Annotated in this window: 12 protein-coding genes; 5 read left to right on the forward strand and 7 right to left on the reverse strand. The window is 65.6% G+C overall.

What is annotated here, in order from left to right; all coding sequences use genetic code 11:
• Positions 1 to 96 precede the first annotated feature (96 nt).
• Positions 97 to 1,448 (reverse strand): IS3-like element ISStma2 family transposase gene (locus ACZLHH_RS15490; protein WP_189719851.1). Its coding sequence is split into 2 segments (ribosomal slippage): positions 97 to 1,001 and positions 1,001 to 1,448, totalling 1,353 coding nucleotides; the frame shifts between segments, so codons are not numbered across the junction.
• A gap of 573 nt (positions 1,449 to 2,021) precedes the next feature.
• On the opposite strand from ACZLHH_RS15490, the gene ACZLHH_RS15495 reads away from it, so the two are divergent.
• The 5 genes from ACZLHH_RS15495 (at position 2,022) to lpdA (ending at position 10,098) form a co-directional block, all read left to right on the forward strand.
• Positions 2,022 to 3,434 (forward strand): ribosomal protein uL16 3-hydroxylase, encoded by a 1,413-nt coding sequence (locus tag ACZLHH_RS15495; RefSeq protein WP_032129624.1) that lies wholly within the window; start codon positions 2,022 to 2,024, stop codon positions 3,432 to 3,434.
• Positions 3,435 to 3,443: 9 nt separating this feature from the next.
• Positions 3,444 to 4,340, forward strand: a complete 897-nt coding sequence (locus ACZLHH_RS15500; RefSeq protein ID WP_180845203.1) for a GNAT family N-acetyltransferase — start codon at positions 3,444 to 3,446, stop codon at positions 4,338 to 4,340.
• 186 nt (positions 4,341 to 4,526) lie between these two features.
• The gene (locus ACZLHH_RS15505) at positions 4,527 to 7,358 is read left to right on the forward strand and encodes a 2-oxoglutarate dehydrogenase E1 component (RefSeq protein ID WP_032129626.1); all 2,832 of its coding nucleotides are present in this window, start codon (positions 4,527 to 4,529) and stop codon (positions 7,356 to 7,358) included.
• 40 nt (positions 7,359 to 7,398) lie between these two features.
• Complete coding sequence (sucB, locus tag ACZLHH_RS15510) at positions 7,399 to 8,598, forward strand: dihydrolipoyllysine-residue succinyltransferase (RefSeq protein WP_032129627.1); 1,200 nt, start codon at positions 7,399 to 7,401, stop codon at positions 8,596 to 8,598.
• A 63-nt stretch (positions 8,599 to 8,661) separates the two neighbouring features.
• On the forward strand, positions 8,662 to 10,098 hold the full coding sequence (gene lpdA, locus ACZLHH_RS15515) for a dihydrolipoyl dehydrogenase (protein ID WP_008264626.1): 1,437 nt from the start codon (positions 8,662 to 8,664) through the stop codon (positions 10,096 to 10,098).
• A 146-nt stretch (positions 10,099 to 10,244) separates the two neighbouring features.
• Here lpdA and ACZLHH_RS15520 read toward each other — a convergent pair whose 3' ends face one another.
• The 6 genes from ACZLHH_RS15520 to ACZLHH_RS15545 all read right to left on the reverse strand — a co-directional run bounded on the left by ACZLHH_RS15520 (position 10,245) and on the right by ACZLHH_RS15545 (position 17,083).
• Positions 10,245 to 10,490, reverse strand: a complete 246-nt coding sequence (locus ACZLHH_RS15520; protein WP_180845204.1) for a hypothetical protein — start codon at positions 10,488 to 10,490, stop codon at positions 10,245 to 10,247.
• A complete protein-coding gene (locus tag ACZLHH_RS15525) occupies positions 10,487 to 10,699 on the reverse strand; it encodes a hypothetical protein (RefSeq protein WP_005410275.1) in 213 nt (70 codons plus the stop codon). Before ACZLHH_RS15525 ends, ACZLHH_RS15520 begins: the two co-directional genes overlap by 4 nt.
• 168 nt (positions 10,700 to 10,867) lie before the next feature.
• A complete protein-coding gene (locus ACZLHH_RS15530; RefSeq protein WP_180845205.1) occupies positions 10,868 to 12,457 on the reverse strand; it encodes an alkaline phosphatase D family protein in 1,590 nt (529 codons plus the stop codon).
• Complete coding sequence (locus ACZLHH_RS15535) at positions 12,457 to 14,700, reverse strand: TonB-dependent receptor family protein (RefSeq protein WP_180845206.1); 2,244 nt, start codon at positions 14,698 to 14,700, stop codon at positions 12,457 to 12,459. The genes ACZLHH_RS15530 and ACZLHH_RS15535 overlap by 1 nt, the downstream gene beginning before the upstream one ends.
• Positions 14,701 to 14,873: 173 nt before the next feature.
• Entirely contained in the window at positions 14,874 to 16,310 is a 1,437-nt protein-coding gene (locus ACZLHH_RS15540; RefSeq protein WP_032129633.1) for a replicative DNA helicase, read from the reverse strand.
• 212 nt (positions 16,311 to 16,522) lie between these two features.
• Entirely contained in the window at positions 16,523 to 17,083 is a 561-nt protein-coding gene (locus ACZLHH_RS15545; protein WP_032129634.1) for an NADPH-dependent FMN reductase, read from the reverse strand.
• Positions 17,084 to 17,100 lie beyond the last annotated feature (17 nt).

Genomic DNA, 17,100 nt, shown 5'->3' on the forward strand with positions numbered 1-17,100 from the left:
GCGGCTCTGGATTGCTGCTAGCTGGGCGGGTCGGGAGGGGCCAGCGGGACACGCCGTAAACCCGTCCATGAAGTGACCCCCGAGACTTGGACGGGGTCAGGCGGCCGATTGGGCCTGCTCCCGGTACTTTACCGGGCTCAGACCTTTCAGTTTCAGTTTGATGCGTTCTTCGTTGTAGTACTGGATGTATTCCACCAGCCCAGCCTCCAGACTCTCGAGGCTGTCAAAGCTGTTCAGGTAGAAGAATTCCGACTTCAGCGTTCCAAAGAAGCTCTCCATCGCCGCATTGTCCAGGCAGTTGCCGCGCCGGGACATGCTTTGCTTCAACGAGTGCTTTTCCAGCATGTGCCGGTAGTTTTCATGCTGGTACTGCCAGCCCTGGTCGGAGTGGATCATGGGGCGCTCATCCGGGGAAAGCTTCTTGATGGCCTCCTCCAGCATTTGACCCACCAGATCAAATACGGGCCGACGCTTGATCTGATAAGCCACGATTTCGCCGTTGTAGAGGTCCATGATCGGCGACAGGTACAGCTTCATGCCCTGCACCTTGAACTCGGTCACGTCAGTCACCCACTTCTGGTTGGGCCGCTCTGCATGGAACTGGCGATTGAGGTCATTGCCAACCACAACATTGGCCGCCCCCTTGAAGGCTTGGTAGCGCTTCACACGCACCCGCGATTTCAGCCCCATCTCCCCCATCAGGCGCTGAACCCGCTTGTGATTGGTCCGATGACCCTGATTGGCTAATTCCAGCGTCACCGTGCGATAGCCATAGCGCCCTTGGCTTTGATCGTAGATTGCACGGATGCGCTCGCACAGGGCTGCCTCATCCTGATCCGGATGGGCCAGGACATGGTTCTGGTAATAGAACGTACTGCGTGACAGCTCAGCTGCTTCGAGCAGAAGCGACAGCGTATGAACCTGCCTCAATCCTTGGACGGCTTGCGCTTTGCGTCCTGCGCCGCCTGCTCTTCCCGGATCAAGGCATCGAGTTTTTTTAGGTAGTCGGTCTCCGCACGCAGATAGGCGACTTCCTTGAGCAGCTCATCGCGGCTCATATCTTCAGGCGGCTTGGACGAACGGGTCTTCTTCATCGGCTTTCGGGGCGGCGGCGGAGGGGGTGCCAACGCTTGGGCACCGCCTTGAGCATACAGGCGCCGCCATCGCCCCACCGCGCCGGCATCGCCAATTTGAAAGTAGGTGGTGGCCTCGCGCCCGGACAGGCCGTCCTGGCTCATCTTCTCCAGGACAGCCAGCTTGAACGGGAGGTCATAGGACCGGGCCTGGCGATGAAATCCCCGCCAACCATGCAGCCGATAGGTCGCCACCCAGCGCCTGACCGTGGAGAACTCCAGGCCGTGGCGACGGGCAACGGCTTTGACCGATGTGGAGGTCTTGCAGGCCTCTTTGGCGACCTGCAGTTTGAAACGCGCGTCGTATTTGTTCATGTATCCCTCGGGGTTGGATCTAGCGTCCAACTCCCGGGGGTCACTTCACCATGGGGGCTCGATGGCGCCATCCATGGCGCCAACGGTCCCGCTGGCCCATCCCGTCCCACCTCTGACAGATTCCTGGTGACGGATCGAAGAGCTTTGGGTTGTCGGGACGGAATTTGATAAAGGGACGCGGCTTCGCCGCGTCCCTCTCTTGATTTGGCATGAGCAAGCGCAGCGCGCGACCCGCCGTTGCCTTTGATCTTCTTCTTCCATTCCGTGGCGGGCCGCGCAGGAAACTGTCAGGGGCCGGGCGGGTGGGCTGCGCGGGGGTGTCCGCCGCATGGATGCGGCGGCCAAGCTTACAGGGACGTACTTGCAGCGTCCCCCGCGCAGCCCACCCGCCCGGCCAAGCGCGGCTTTTGCTTTCAGCGACCAACCCAGACCCCGCCACGAGGGGCTCAGCCGTTGGCCGGAACCCCCGCGACAAACCCGCGCACGTGCGCAATCCCCACGAACGGCGGACAATGGAGATCTCAGGCGGCCCGCCGCGCCGCCCCTCCCGCTTTCCGCTGCAAGGATTCCCCCATGGCCGCCCGCAAGTCCTCCGCCCCCCTCATCGAAGTCACCGCCCGCCCCGGCCAGCCGCTGGGCATGGCGCCGGCCACCTTCCTGCGCGACTTCTGGCAGAAACGCCCGCTGCTGATCCGCAACGCCTTCCCCAACTTCCAGACCCCGGTGCAGCCGGAAGACCTGGCCGGGCTGGCCTGCGAAGAAGGCGTGCTGGCACGCCTGATCGAGCACGACAAGACCCAGGACGGCTGGCGCGTGCGTACCGGCCCGTTCCAGGAAGACGTGTTCCCCGCCCTGCCCGACCACGACTGGACCCTGCTGGTGCAGGACGTGGACAAGTGGGACCCGGACGTGCGCGCCCTGATCGAGCACTTCAGCTTCCTGCCGCGCTGGCGCATGGATGACGTGATGATCAGCTTCGCCGCCACCGGCGGCTCGGTCGGCGCCCACGTCGACCAGTACGACGTGTTCCTGCTGCAGGCCCATGGCCATCGCCGCTGGCAGATCGATGCCAGCGAATCGATCAAGGGCAAGCAGCCGCCGCTGGGCTTCCGCCCCGACGTGGAGCTGAAGCTGCTGAAGGTGTTCAAGCCGACCCACGACTGGGTGCTGGCGCCGGGCGACATGCTGTACCTGCCGCCGAACGTGCCGCACCACGGCGTCGCCGAAGATCCCTGCCTGACCTTCTCGTTCGGCATGCGCGCGCCGTCTTCGGCCGAGCTGATCAGCGACTACCTGGACACCCTGATCGCCGATGCCGACGAGAACATCCGCTACCAGGATGCCGACCTGAAGGTGCCGGCCGACCCGAACGAAATCGACACAGTGGCGATGGCGCGGGTGATCACCGCGCTCAACGCCATCCGCATGAACGACCCGGACAAGCTGGGCGACTGGTTCGGCCGCTTCATCACCACCTACCGCGCGGCCGGCGAAGTGATGGCCCACCAGGCCGCACCGGCACAGGAAGAAGTGGTCCAGGCCCTGGCATCGGGCCTGCTGCTGCAGCGCCACCCGTGGGCCCGCCTGGCCTGGCGCCGGGCCAAGCGTGGCGCCAGCCTGTATGTCAGCGGCCAGGACTTCGCGCTGCCGGTGAAGGACGCGCAGCGCCTGGCTGGCACCGAACAGCTGGACGCCGCCGCTTATCGCGGCCTGTCCGACAAGGGCCGTGCCGTGGTCCAGCAGCTGCTGGTCGGCGGGGTGTTCCAGCTGATCGACCCGAATGAGGTATACGAGGCCGAAGACGAGGACGACGGCGAGGATGCCGTGGTGCTCGGCGAGGTCGTCGAAGGCCGCGACCGCGTGGATGCGATCGACGCCGACGCGGTGTCCGACGATGTCCACTCCGTGACCGTACACGACGACGGCATCGAGGTCATCGTCAACTTCGAGGACGACGAGGAAGACGACAGCGCCGGCCGGGCCTGAGCCATCGCCATGATCCGGGTCCAGCAGGTCAGCCACGCCGATGCCCACGCAGCCATCCACGAGGTACGCCAACGCGTGTTCGTGCAGGAACAGGGCATCGCCGCCGAGCTGGAACGCGATGCGCTGGACCCGGTCAGTGCCCATGTGCTGGCGCTGGACAGTGACAACCAGCCGGTCGGCACGGGCCGGCTGGCCCCGGATGGCCGCATCGGCCGCATGGCGGTGCTGGCCAGCCATCGCAGCCGCGGGGTCGGCGAGGCCCTGCTGGAAGCACTGGTGGAGGCCGGGCGCCGGCTCGGCCTGGCCGAGCTGCATCTGCACGCCCAGCTGCCCGCCCGTGACTTCTATGCCCGCCAGGGTTTCTTGCCCGAAGGCGAGGTGTTCGAGGAGGCCGGCATCGGCCACCAGCAGATGCGCCGCCGGTTGGGCGCGGCCAGTGCCATCGACAGCCGCGAGCAGGCGGTGGCCATCACCACGGCCATCGTCCACCGCGCCCGCCGCCAAGTGTGGCTGCACAGCCGTCAGCTGGACCCGGGACTGCTCGACGCGCCGTCGGTACAGGCCGCCCTGCGCCGCTTCGTCACCGCCCGCCACGACAAGCAGCTGCGGGTGATCGTGCACGACGCCGCCGCCATCGCCTCTGCCGGGGCGCCACTGCTGGCGCTGGCCCAGCGCCTGCCCAGCGTGATCCAGTTCCGCGAGGTCACCGACCCGGTCGACCGTGCACTGGCCTCGGCCTGTCTGCTCAACGATGCGGGCGACTTCTACTTTCGTCTGATCGGCCATCGCCTCGACGGCGAAGCCGGCATCGCGCTGCCGACACGTTCGCAGCCGTTCGAGCAGCAATTGCAGCGCGTCTGGGACCGTTCACGTGATTGCAGCGAACTGCGCGCGCTCGGCATCTGAGCGGAGCGGGCTGACTCAACCTGTCTGGAACCGGCACCGGGGGACGCGCGATACCTCCGGTGGTGCCCCTTCGTGTCCGGTTGGGGGTACAATTTGGCTGTTTGAACGCGCCCGCGCAGGGCTATTCATCTTCCTGCCGGGTCCTTCTGAAGCCATACCCCACAAAGCGAATCAACACCCTCCATCGTGGACAATCAACTGAAGCAGTTTGCGCAATCTTCGCAACTCGCCGGCGGCAACGCCTCCTATGTCGAGGACCTGTACGAGCAGTACCTGGTCTCCCCGGATAGTGTCGATCCCAAATGGAAAACCTACTTCGACGGCTTCAAGGGCCGTGAAGCAGGTGACATTCCGCACTCGGCCGTCATCTCCCACATTGCGGACGCGGCCAAGGATGCGCTGAAGGCCGGTACCGGCAACGGTGCAGGCGACGAGCGCGAGCGCAATGTCGGTCGTCTGATCACTGCCTACCGTTCGCGCGGCCACCTGGACGCCCGCCTCGATCCGCTGGGCCTGGCCGCACCGGTCAACACCCCGGACCTGGGCCTGCCGTTCCACAGCCTGTCCGATGGCGACCTCAACAGCGAGTTCAGCACCGGCGGCGTCGGTGGCCAGCCGCGCATGAAGCTGCGCGACCTGCTGGCACGCCTGAAGGCGACCTACACCGGCTCGATCGGTGCGGAGTTCATGCACATCTCCGAGGTCGAGCAGCGCCAGTGGATCTACAAGAAGCTGGAACTGGCCGGTGGCAACTACCAGCTGGACGCTGATACCCAGCGCCGCACCCTGGAGCGCCTGACCGCGGCCGAAGGCCTGGAGCGCTACCTGCACACCAAGTACGTCGGCCAGAAGCGCTTCTCGCTGGAAGGCGGCGACTCGCTGATCCCGATGATGGACACCATCATCCGCAGCGCCGGCAAGGATGGCGTCAAGGACGTGGTGATCGGCATGGCCCACCGCGGCCGCCTGAACGTGCTGGTCAACACCCTGGGCAAGAATCCGCGCAAGCTGTTCGACGAATTCGAAGGCAAGTTCGAGCACGACGAGCACGCCTCGGCCGGTGACGTGAAGTACCACATGGGCTTCTCCGCCGACGTCGCCACCGATGGCGGCCCGGTGCACCTGGCGCTGGCGTTCAACCCGTCGCACCTGGAAATCGCCGACCCGGTCGTGGCCGGTTCCGTGCGTTCGCGCCAGGAGCGCCGCAAGGACACCGCGCGCAAGCAGGTCATGCCCATCCTGATCCACGGCGACGCGGCCTTCTCCGGCCAGGGCGTGGTCATGGAACTGTTCCAGATGTCGCAGGCCCGCGGCTTCGCCGTCGGCGGCACCGTGCACATCGTGGTCAACAACCAGGTTGGCTTCACCACCTCCAACCCGCTGGATACGCGTTCCACGCGCTATGCCACCGACGTGGCGAAGATGATCGCCGCCCCGGTGCTGCACGTGAACGGCGATGATCCGGAAGCCGTTGTGTTCGCCGCGCAGCTGGCCTTCGAGTTCCGCCAGAAGTTCGCCAAGGACGTGGTCATCGACCTGATGTGCTACCGCCGCTGGGGCCACAACGAGGCCGACGAGCCGGCGATCACCCAGCCGCTGATGTATCAGGTGATCCGCAAGCACGCCACCACCCGCGAGATGTACGCCGAGCAGCTGGAAAAGGCGGGCGTGATCGCCGCCGGTGCCGGCAAGGCGATGGTCGATGCCTACCGCGAGAAGCTGGACGCCGGTGAAGTGACCACCGAGCTGGCCAAGGTCGAGAAGACCCCGCCGACCAGCCCGCTGTTCGTCGATTGGCCGAAGCTGCTGGAAGGCAAGCTGTCCGACCCGATCTCGACCAAGGTCGAGAAGAACAAGCTGGTCGAGCTGGCCAAGCTGATCAACACCATTCCGGACGAAGTGCAGCTGCACTCGCGCGTGGCCAAGGTCTACGACGACCGCCGCAAGATGGCCGCTGGCGAGATCCCGGGCGACTGGGGCTTTGCCGAGAACCTGGCGTACGCCACCCTGCTCGACGAAGGCAGTGCCCTGCGCCTGGTCGGCCAGGACGTGGGTCGCGGTACGTTCACGCACCGCCACGCGATCCTGCACGACCAGAAGACCGACAACTACTACATGCCGCTGCGGCAGCTGGTGGATTCGCCGGAGAAGGCCACCGTCATCGATTCGCTGCTGAGCGAAGAAGCGGTGATGGCCTACGAGTACGGCTTCTCCACCACCGATCCGAACACGCTGTGCATCTGGGAAGGCCAGTTCGGCGACTTCGCCAACGGTGCCCAGGTCGTCATCGACCAGTTCATCGCCGCCGGTGAAGCCAAGTGGGGCCGCATCTCCGGCCTGACCCTGCTGCTGCCGCATGGCTATGAAGGTCAGGGCCCGGAACACAGCTCGGCGCGCCTGGAGCGCTTCCTGCAGCTGTGCGCGCTGGAGAACATGCTGGTGGTGGTGCCGTCGACCCCGGCACAGGCCTTCCACATGCTGCGTCGCCAGCAGCACCTGACCACCCGCAAGCCGCTGGTGGTGATGTCGCCGAAGTCGCTGCTGCGCCACAAGCTGGCCGTGTCGACCCTGGACGAACTGGCCAACGGCGAGTTCCAGCACCTGATCGGCGACGCCAACGCGGACGCCAAGAAGGTCAAGCGCGTGGTGCTGTGCTCGGGCAAGGTCTACTACGACCTGCTGGAAGACCAGACCAAGCGTGGCCAGGACGACGTGGCGATCATCCGCGTGGAGCAGCTGTACCCGTTCCCGCGTGCGCTGCTGGCTGCCGAACTGAAGAAGTACGGCAAGGCCACCGACGTGGTGTGGACGCAGGAAGAACCGCAGAACCAGGGTGCGTGGTACCAGATCCGCCACCACCTGCAGTTCTGCCTGGCCGATGGCCAGAACCTGCACTACGCCGGTCGCGCACGTTCGGCTTCGCCGGCTGCCGGTCACATGGCTGACCACGTCCGCGAACAGCAGCAGCTGGTCGCCGATGCACTGGTCAACCCGTTCAACGACACGTTCGCTGAATAATCCTCCCCCTATTTAGAAGACAAACCAGGAAGCTCCCGCAATGGCCACCGAAGTCAAAGCCCCGGTACTGCCCGAATCCGTCGCCGACGGCACCATCGCCACCTGGCACAAGAAGGTGGGCGACGCCGTCAAGCGCGACGAAAACCTGCTTGACCTGGAAACCGACAAGGTCGTCCTGGAAGTGCCGTCGCCGGTCGACGGCGTGCTCAAGGAAATCAAGTTCGCCGAAGGCTCGACCGTGACCTCCAGCCAGGTCGTGGCGATCATCGAGGAAGGCGCCGTCGCTGCTGCCCCGGCTCCGGCCGCTGAAGAGAAGAAGGCCGAGGCCGCTCCGGCCGCCGCTGCGCCGGCCGCTGCCGCCGCTCCGGCCCCGGCTGCCAAGTCGGCCGCCGACACCCTGCCGCCGGGCGCCCGCTTCACCGCCATCACCGAAGGCGTGAACCCGGCCGACGTCGACGGCACCGGCCGTCGCGGCGCAGTGACCAAGGAAGACATCGTCAACTTCGCCCGCAACGGCGGCGCCGGCAAGGCCGGTGGCGCACGTCCGGAAGAGCGCGTGCCGATGACCCGCATCCGCAAGCGCATCGCCGAGCGCCTGATGGAGTCGAAGAACTCCACCGCCATGCTGACCACCTTCAACGAAGTCGACCTGTCCAAGGTCTCGGCGGCGCGCAAGGAACTGCAGGACGAGTTCGTCAAGGCACACGGCATCAAGCTGGGCTTCATGAGCTTCTTCGTGAAGGCCGCTGCCAATGCCCTGCAGCGCTTCCCGCTGGTCAACGCCTCGATCGACGGCGACGACATCATCTACCACGGCTACTCGGACATCTCGATCGCCGTGTCGACCGAGAAGGGCCTGGTCACGCCGGTGCTGCGCAACGTCGAGCGCATGTCGTTCGCCGACATCGAGAAGACCATCGCCGACTACGCCAAGAAGGCCCGTGACGGCAAGCTGAGCCTGGAAGAACTGCAGGGTGGCACCTTCACCGTGACCAACGGCGGCACCTTCGGTTCGCTGCTGTCGACCCCGATCATCAACCCGCCGCAGAGCGCCATCCTGGGCATGCATGCCATCAAGGAGCGTCCGATCGCCCAGAACGGCCAGGTCGTGATCGCGCCGATGATGTACCTGGCGCTGTCGTACGACCACCGCATCATCGACGGCAAGGACTCGGTGCAGTTCCTGGTGGACATCAAGAACCAGCTGGAAAACCCGGGCCGCATGCTGTTCGGCCTGTAAGACACCTCCCGCTCCTCCGCGCCCGCGCGGAGGGGTTCTGGTAATGCATCAAGGAATAATTCAATGGCTGAACAATTCGACGTCGTCGTCATCGGTGCCGGCCCGGCCGGTTACCACGCTGCCATCCGCGCGGCCCAGCTGGGCCTGAAGACCGCCTGCATCGACGCAGCGCTGGGCAAGGACGGCAAGCCGGCGCTGGGCGGCACCTGCCTGCGCGTGGGCTGCATCCCGTCCAAGGCGCTGCTGGATTCCTCGCGCCAGTTCTGGAACATGGGCCACATCTTTGGCGACCACGGCATCAGCTTCAAGGATGCCAAGATCGACGTCGAGGCGATGGTTGGCCGCAAGGACAAGATCGTCAAGCAGTTCACCGGCGGCATCGGCATGCTGTTCAAGGCCAACAAGGTCGCCGCCTACTACGGCTTCGGCGAACTGCAGCCGGGCAACGTGGTCAAGGTCACCCAGCATGACGGTTCCATCGTCGAGCTGAAGGGCACCAACGTCATCATCGCCGCCGGTTCGGATTCGATCGAACTGCCGTTCGCCAAGTTCGACGGCGAGACCATCGTCGACAACGTCGGCGGCCTGGACTTCACCGAAGTGCCGAACCGCCTGGCGGTGATCGGCGCCGGCGTGATCGGCCTGGAACTGGGCAGCGTGTGGAAGCGCCTGGGCGCTGAAGTCACCATCCTGGAAGCACTGCCGGAGTTCTTGGCCGTGGCCGACGCCGAAGTGGCCAAGACCGCTGCCAAGGAATTCAAGAAGCAGGGCCTGGACATCCGCCTCGGCGCCAAGGTCTCCAAGACCGAGATCACCGGCAAGGGCAAGAAGAAGGAAGTCGTTGTCACCTACACCGACAGCGAAGGCGAAAAGACCCTGACCGTGGACAAGCTGCTGGTGGCCGTTGGCCGTCGCGCCGCCACCAAGGGCCTGCTGGCCGAAGGCACCGGCGTCAAGATCAACGAGCGCGGCCAGATCGAAGTCGACGCGCACTGCCACACCGGCGTCAACGGCGTGTGGGCGGTCGGCGACTGCGTGCGTGGCCCGATGCTGGCGCACAAGGGCTTCGAGGAAGGCATCGCGGTGGCTGAGCTGATCGCCGGCCTGCCGGGCCACGTCAACTTCGACACCATCCCGTGGGTCATCTACACCGAGCCGGAACTGGCCTGGGTCGGCAAGACCGAAGCTCAGCTGAAGGCCGAAGGCATTCCGTACAAGGCCGGCAGCTTCCCGTTCGCCGCCAACGGCCGTGCCGTGGCGATGATCGAGCCGGCGGGCTTCGTGAAGATCCTGGCCCATGCCGAAACCGATCGCATCCTCGGCATGCACCTGGTCGGCGCCAACGTCTCCGAACTGGTGCACGAAGGCGTGCTGACCATGGAGTTCAGCGGCTCGGCCGATGACCTGGCCCGTATCTGCCACGCTCACCCGTCGCTGTCGGAAGTGATCCACGACGCAGCAATGGCGGTCAGCAAGCGCGCCATCCACAAGGCGAACTGATCGTTCGCCGGTAGTGCCGGCCGCTGGCCGGCACACTCCAGCAAACAAAAAACCCCGCCTCGGCGGGGTTTTTTGATTGCGCTGATGATGTAGAGCCGAGCCCACGCTCGGCTATCCCGGGAAAAGAGCCGAGCATCGGCTCGGCGCTACACCTTTCCAGCCGGCTTCTTCGGCGGATCATCACAGATCCGGTGCTGGACCACGGTTTCACCGGCCTTCCACTCCTTCACCGCCCGGCAGCGCTCCTTGGGTTTGACCGCCTTGGCCGCTGCAGCATCCGCCTCATCGGCAGCGGCGGTCTGCTGGCGTTCCAGCCATGCGGACGGCGGCACCGGTGTGGCCAGTGCCGGCCCCGTGAGCAATGCCAGCGCGACCAGCAACACAGCCCTCATGCCGCCACCGGGCCGCCGCCGAGCAGGCGCGCGGGCAGCATGAACAGCGCGCGCAGGAAGGCAAACAGCGCCGAGAAGGTGATGCCGACCAGGCGGAACGGCAGACTCAGCAGCCACACGAACGGCCAGGCGATCAGGGCGAGGATCGCCAGCGGCCAGCACAGCACGAACAGCAGGCACCACACACCGAGCGCGAACAGGGTCTTCATCACGGTCTCCTTGTGGCGGCACCTTGCCGCCTGCGGACACCTTGGCGCCCCGCTCTGGCCGCCCGCAAACGGTTTGCGACGAAACCCGGCTCGGGGCGATGAATCCGGTGGTGGGGAAACCGAAGATTGATCAGGTTGCCGGCCAGCGGCCGGCACTACCGAATGGATTCACACCGGGACTGCGCCCGGGCGGCCGTGGGTCACCTGGAAGCGCGCCGCGGTGCGCACCGCAGCGTCCGCACGCAGCACACTGTCGGCGAAGCGCAGTTCCGCATCCACGGTCTGCCGGTTCAGCTGCAGCTTCCACCAGCCACGGCGGTCACCGTCGAAATAGCGGATATGCGGGTTCTGCGGAATCGACGGCCCGTAGTACGGCCCGTATGGCGTGTCGTCGCCGCCACTGCTGATCGCCGGAGCGATGAATTCGGTGGCTACGACCGGCGCACTGGCCGCGTCGAAATCCAGCTTCAGGTCGTTGACGAAGGTGGAATGCCAGTCGCCGCCCAGCAGGATGGCATTGCCCTGCCCGCCTGCCTGCATCGCCTGCAGCAGCCGGTTACGTGCGGCGGGATAGCCATCCCAGGCGTCATTCCAGAAGCGCTCGCGTGGCGTGCCACCGTCCAGCCGCAGCTGCGCCATCAGCAACTGCTGCACCACCACGTTCCAGCGCGTGCCCTGCGCGGCCGCCATCGACTGCGCGAACCACGCCTCCTGGCCCGCGCCGAGCATGCTCATGCGCGGGTCCAGTGCAGCATCACAGCGTGGCGACTCGCCCACGCCACAGGGATTGGCCGGGCGGAACTGGCGGCAATCGAGCAGGGTCAGCTGTGCCAGATCGCCGTAACGCAGGCGCCGATGCACGCGCAGGCCGCCGTTGCCCGCAGGTGTGCTGCGCATCGGCAGATGCTCGTAGAACGCGCGGTAGGCGGCGGCGCGGCGGATGATGAAGTCCTCCGTTGATACGCCGGGTTTTTCCGGGTGGATGCCGGAGTAATCATTCTGTACTTCATGGTCGTCCCAGATCACCGCGAACGCGTGTGCGGCATGCGCGGCCTGCAGATCCGGATCGAGCTTGTACAGCGCGTACTGGTCACGGTAGCGCTCCAGGCTGACGGTCTCGCCGCTGAAACGCTCGGCGTCCAGTGTGCGGCCGCGCGCGTTCTGCAGCGGGCTGTATTCGTACAGGTAGTCACCGGCATGCAGCACCAGGTCGACATCGCTCTGCGCGATATCGCGCAGGACCGGGTAGTAGCCGCTGTTCCAGGCCTGACAGGTGCACAGGGCCAACCGAAGCTGCTGCAGTTGCGTGTCCAGCGGCGGCGCGGTGCGGAAGTGGCCGACCGCGCTTTCCTCATCGCCGTCGCAGGCGAAACGGTAGTAGTAGTCGCGGCCTGGGCGCAGGCCGTTGACCTCCACGTGCACCGAATGCGCCAGCTCGGGCACCGCGGCCGCAGTCCCCCGCTGCACCAGCCGGCGCATGCCCGGGTCCTCGGCCACGAACCAGCGCACCGGCACCGCCCGCGACGGCATGCCGCCGCCATTGAGCGGGTCCGGTGCCAGCCGCGTCCACAATACGGCCCCCTGTGGATCCGGATCACCGGCGGCGACACCGAGGGTGAACGGATCGCGCCCCAGCCGCGGCCGTGGGCCGGCCGTGGCCAACCCCGGCATCGCCGCCAGCGCGATCGCCGCCCCCGTACCCTGCCACGCCATGCGCAGCAGGCGACGACGGCTTTCCGGATCGACAGGCCCGCGCATCAGAAGCGCACGGTAGCGGTGGCCATCACCTGGCGCGGCGCGCCGACCTGCATGGTCGCCAGGCTGCGGGTCGGGTCAGCGGCGTAGGTGCCATTGGTGTTGATCGAGGACAGGTAGCGCTTGTCGGTCAGGTTGGTCAGGTTCAGCGCTACGGTCAGGTTCTGCGCCGGGCCGAGCTTGCCGAAGTCATAGGCCGCCGAGGCGTTGACCAGCCAGTAGCTCGGCACCGACACATCGTTGGTATAGGTCACGTAGCGCTTGCCGACATGGTTGGCGGCCAGGCGCAGGTCCCACGCGCCCGGGGTCCACGCCAGGGTGCTGGCGAACATCCATTCCGGGGTGTCGACGGTCGTCTTGCCGCGGGTCGGCACCACGCCGTTGTTCACGTAGTCGTTGTCGTAGGTGCTGTCATTCCAGGACAGCGCATTGGACCACGTCAGGTCCTGCATCGGCTTCAGCTGCAGGGTCGCCTCGGCGCCGCGGCTGGTCACAGAACCGACGTTGGAGAACAGTGCCGGGCAACCGAGGATGCCCACGCACTGCGCGATGGCCAGCAGGCGGTTGTCGAACTTGACGTCGTACACCGCCACCGAGGCTTCATAGCCGCGGCCGTAGCCACGCCAACCCAGCTCGATGGTGCGCGACTGTTCCGGCTTCAGGTTCTTCGCGCTGGCATCGAAGGCGGCCTGCGGCACATTGAACGGGCTGCCCACGCCCAGCGCATAGGCGGCGATGTTCTTGGCGAACGAACCGAAGATCTCGTTGCCTTCGTTGAGTTTGAAGTTGAAGCCGGCCTGCGGCAGCAGGCCCTTCTTCGAGGTCAGGCTGCTGTTGTTGGCATAGCTGCCCAGCGGGGTGCGCACGCTGGTGCGGGTATGCGGCGACTTCGCGCCGATGTCGATGGTCAGGCGATCATCGAACAGGCGGAAGCGGTCCTGCACGTAGAACTGGCGGGTGATGGTGGTGTAGCGCTGGTGCCACACGCGCTGGTCCGGGTTGCGCAGGAAGAAGTCGTCGGTGATCGGGCCGTCGATGTAGTAGAAGTTGCGCTGCACGCTGTGGCCGTTGTCCTCGTACCAGAGGCCCGCTTCCAGTTCGTGGCCACCGACGTTCCAGGTGAACGCCGAGGTCACGCCGGTACGGTCGATCGCGTACTCGGTGGTGCGGATCGAGATCGGAATCTCGCGGCTGGTGCCCGGGTTGGACGGATTGGACGGGCTGAACCAGTGGCCCTGGCCACGGTTGCTGTGGTTGTAGACATTGACCTTCAAGCGCATCGACTCGTTCAGGCCGAAATCACCGGCAATGCTGGACAGGTCATCGTTGCGCAGGCCGTGGCCGGAGTAGTACGCATCCCACGGGCTGTTGACGCCGCCGCTGAACTTGCCGCGTGCGGCGGCGACGGCGCGATCCCAGTCCGGCGCGTAGTTGTCCCAGTCCCAGCCGAGGCGATCGATCATTTCCAGCGACAGATCCTGGTAATCGGCCTCGACGCGGCGCGAGGCGTTGAACAGCGCGGTGATCTTGCTGTCCGTTCCGAAGTTGTAGGTGGCCTTGCCGTTGAACTGCTTCAGCTCCTGCGAGCCCTTGCCCTTCCACTTGTCACCTTCCGAATACACGCCGGACAGGTAGGCGGCAAAGCCCTGGTGCTCGCCGGTATCGAGGCGTGCATAGCTGCGGCGTGCGCTGTCACTACCAAAGCTCTGTGCCAGCACGACCCCATACTCGGTGGACGGATCGATCGAGTAGAACTGGAACACGCCGCCAAGGTTGCTGGTGGACGGTGTACCCAGTGCGCCAATGCCGGTGGAGACCTCCGCACCGCCCAGGTTCTCGCTGATCACCGCGCGGCTGATGTGCAGGCCGTTGCTGTTGCCATAGGCCATGTTGCCCAACGGGATGCCATCGAGGGTGTAGCCCAGGCGGTTCTGGTTGAAGCCACGCAGGCTGATGGTGGTGGACCATTCGTAGGCGCCGGTGGCATCGGCCGATTCGAAATGCACGCCCGGCTTGGTTGCAAGCAGCTTCAGCGGATTGGCTCCCGGCGGCAGCACCTTCATGTCCTCGGCGGTCACGCGCTGCACCTGGCGCGCTTCACCGCGGCCGATCACCGAGACCGAATCGAGGGTGGTGGCCGACTGTGCGTCGGTGGCGGGGGCGGTTTCAGCGGCAGCCAGCGACGGCAGCGAAGCACAGACCAACAGGGCCAGCAGATTGCGGCGGAGCGGAGCGTGGGACGGCATGGAGGCGGATTCCTTGGGCACGCTGGACGCCGAAGGGCGGCGTCGAAGGGCAGCAGCGGCGGAATCGTAGAAGCGTCGCGTTACATGTCATTTACACGCCACATACGGACGTTCGGCGTTTCGAATGGTTTGCCGGCCGTGGGGTGGTTGCCGGCCAGCGGCCGGCACTACGGTTATTCGAATGAACCGACCGAGTCGTGGGCCAGGTTGTCGAAGCGGGTGTACTCGCCGAAGAACTTCAGCTTGCACGACCCGGTCGGGCCGCCACGGTGCTTGCCGATGATGATCTCGGCCAGGCCCTTGTCCGGCGAATTTTCCTTGTTGTAGTAATCGTCGCGGTAGATGAAGACGATCATGTCCGCATCCTGCTCGATTGCGCCCGATTCGCGAAGATCGGCCATCACCGGGCGCTTGTCGGTACGCGTTTCCAGCGAGCGGTTGAGCTGCGACAGCGCGATCACCGGCACGTGCAGTTCCTTGGCCAGGCCCTTCAGCGAACGCGAGATCTCCGAGATTTCGGTCGCGCGGTTTTCGCTGTTGCCCGGCACGCTCATCAGCTGCAGGTAGTCGATCACCACCAGGCCCAGATCATGCTCGCGCTTGAGGCGGCGGCACTTGGAACGCAGCACTTCCGGCGACACGCCAGGCGTGTCGTCGATGAAGATCTTGGTTTCCTTCAGCATCTTGATCGCGCTGGTGACGCGGCTCCAGTCCTCGTCTTCCAGCTGGCCGGTACGCAGGCGCTGTGCGTTGATGCGGCCGTTGGAGGAAATCAGGCGCATCGCCAGCTGCGATGCCGACATTTCCATCGAGAACACCGCCACGCCCTTCTTCGACTTGATCGCCGCGTACTCGGCGATGTTCAGTGCGAAGGTGGTCTTGCCCATGGCCGGGCGCGCGGCAAGGATGATCAGATCGGTCGGCTGCAGGCCGGAGGTCATCGCATCGAAATCGTTGTAGCCGGTCGGCAGGCCGGTGATGTTGCCGCCGTTCTCGAAGCGGCTGCGCAGCTCTTCGAAGGCATCCTTCAATGCACCGGGCATCGCCACGAAATCGGTACGGCCGCGTGCGCCCTGTTCGGCGATGGCGAACACGCTCTTTTCCGCCGAGGCCAGCAGCTCGCTGCTCTCGCGTCCCTCGGGCTGGAAACCGTCGTTGACGATGTCGGTACCCACCTGGATCAGCTGCCGCAGCACCGCCTTGTCACGCACGATCTCGGCGTAGGCCACGATGTTGGCCGCCGACGGGGTGGTACTGGCCAGTTCGATCAGATAGGCACCATCGCCCACCAGTTCCATCTTGCCCTGCGATTCGAACCACTCGCCCAGGGTCACCGCATCGAACGGCCGCTCGCGCTCGGACAGCTCACGGATCGCGCGATAGATCATCTGGTGGTCGCGGCGGTAGAAATCGCCTTCGGTCAGCTGGTCATTGACCCGGTCATAGGCCTCAGGGGCCAGCATCAGGCCACCCAGCACCGCCTGCTCGGCTTCCACCGAATGAGGCGGTACCCGCAACTGGTCGATGCGCGACTCGTCGCGATCGCGATCGCGATCGAAGCCATCACCGCGCTCTCTGCGGTTGGAACGGAAGCCGGGGCGAGCGGACATGCTGCGGTGTTTCCTGCGAAAGTGGGCCGGACGAGTGTAGGCATGCGCCGACCCCGGCGGCCATGGACAAGCCTGTGGATAAGCCGTGGAGAAACGGGGGATATCCGCCGGTGCCTGGCCAGACTGGCGTGGGGGCGTCGCACTGCCTGCGACGGGCGCCATTGCGGCACCCGAGCGGACATTATCGCAGATGGGGCTGGCAACCGCTGGCGTCAATCGCCCTTGACGTGAACCGCGATCAGCGCCAGGAACCGGTCCACGTAGCCCTGCAGGAATTTCTGCGTGCCTTCATTGTGGACCGTGCCATCGGCATCGATCAGGCCGTCCTTGAAATGAATGAACGCCTCGGGCTGGCCGAGCACGTGCATGTCCAGGAAGGCCAGGCTGTTGCGCAGGTGCTGCTGGGCCACGGCGGTGCCGATCTGGCCGATGGAGGCGCCGATCACCGCCGCCGGTTTGCCGGCAAACGCGCTGTCACCGTAGGGGCGCGAGCCGATATCGATGGCGTTCTTCAGCACGCCCGGCACCGACCGGTTGTATTCCGGGGTCACGAACAGCACCGCATCGGCGGCACGGACCTGGTCCTTCAGCCGGGTACCCTGCGCCGGATAGTGGCCATCGAAGTCCTGGTCGTACAGCGGCAGATCACCGATCTGCACATACTGGAAGCGCGCACGGTCGCCGGCAATCTTCTCCAGCGCATGGGCCAGTTTGCGGTTGCAGGAATCCTTGCGCAGGCTGCCGACGAACACGGCGATGGTGGGGACGGACATCGGGACATACTCCTCAC

The sequence above is a fragment of the Stenotrophomonas sp. 28608_Sma genome (assembly GCF_056486185.1).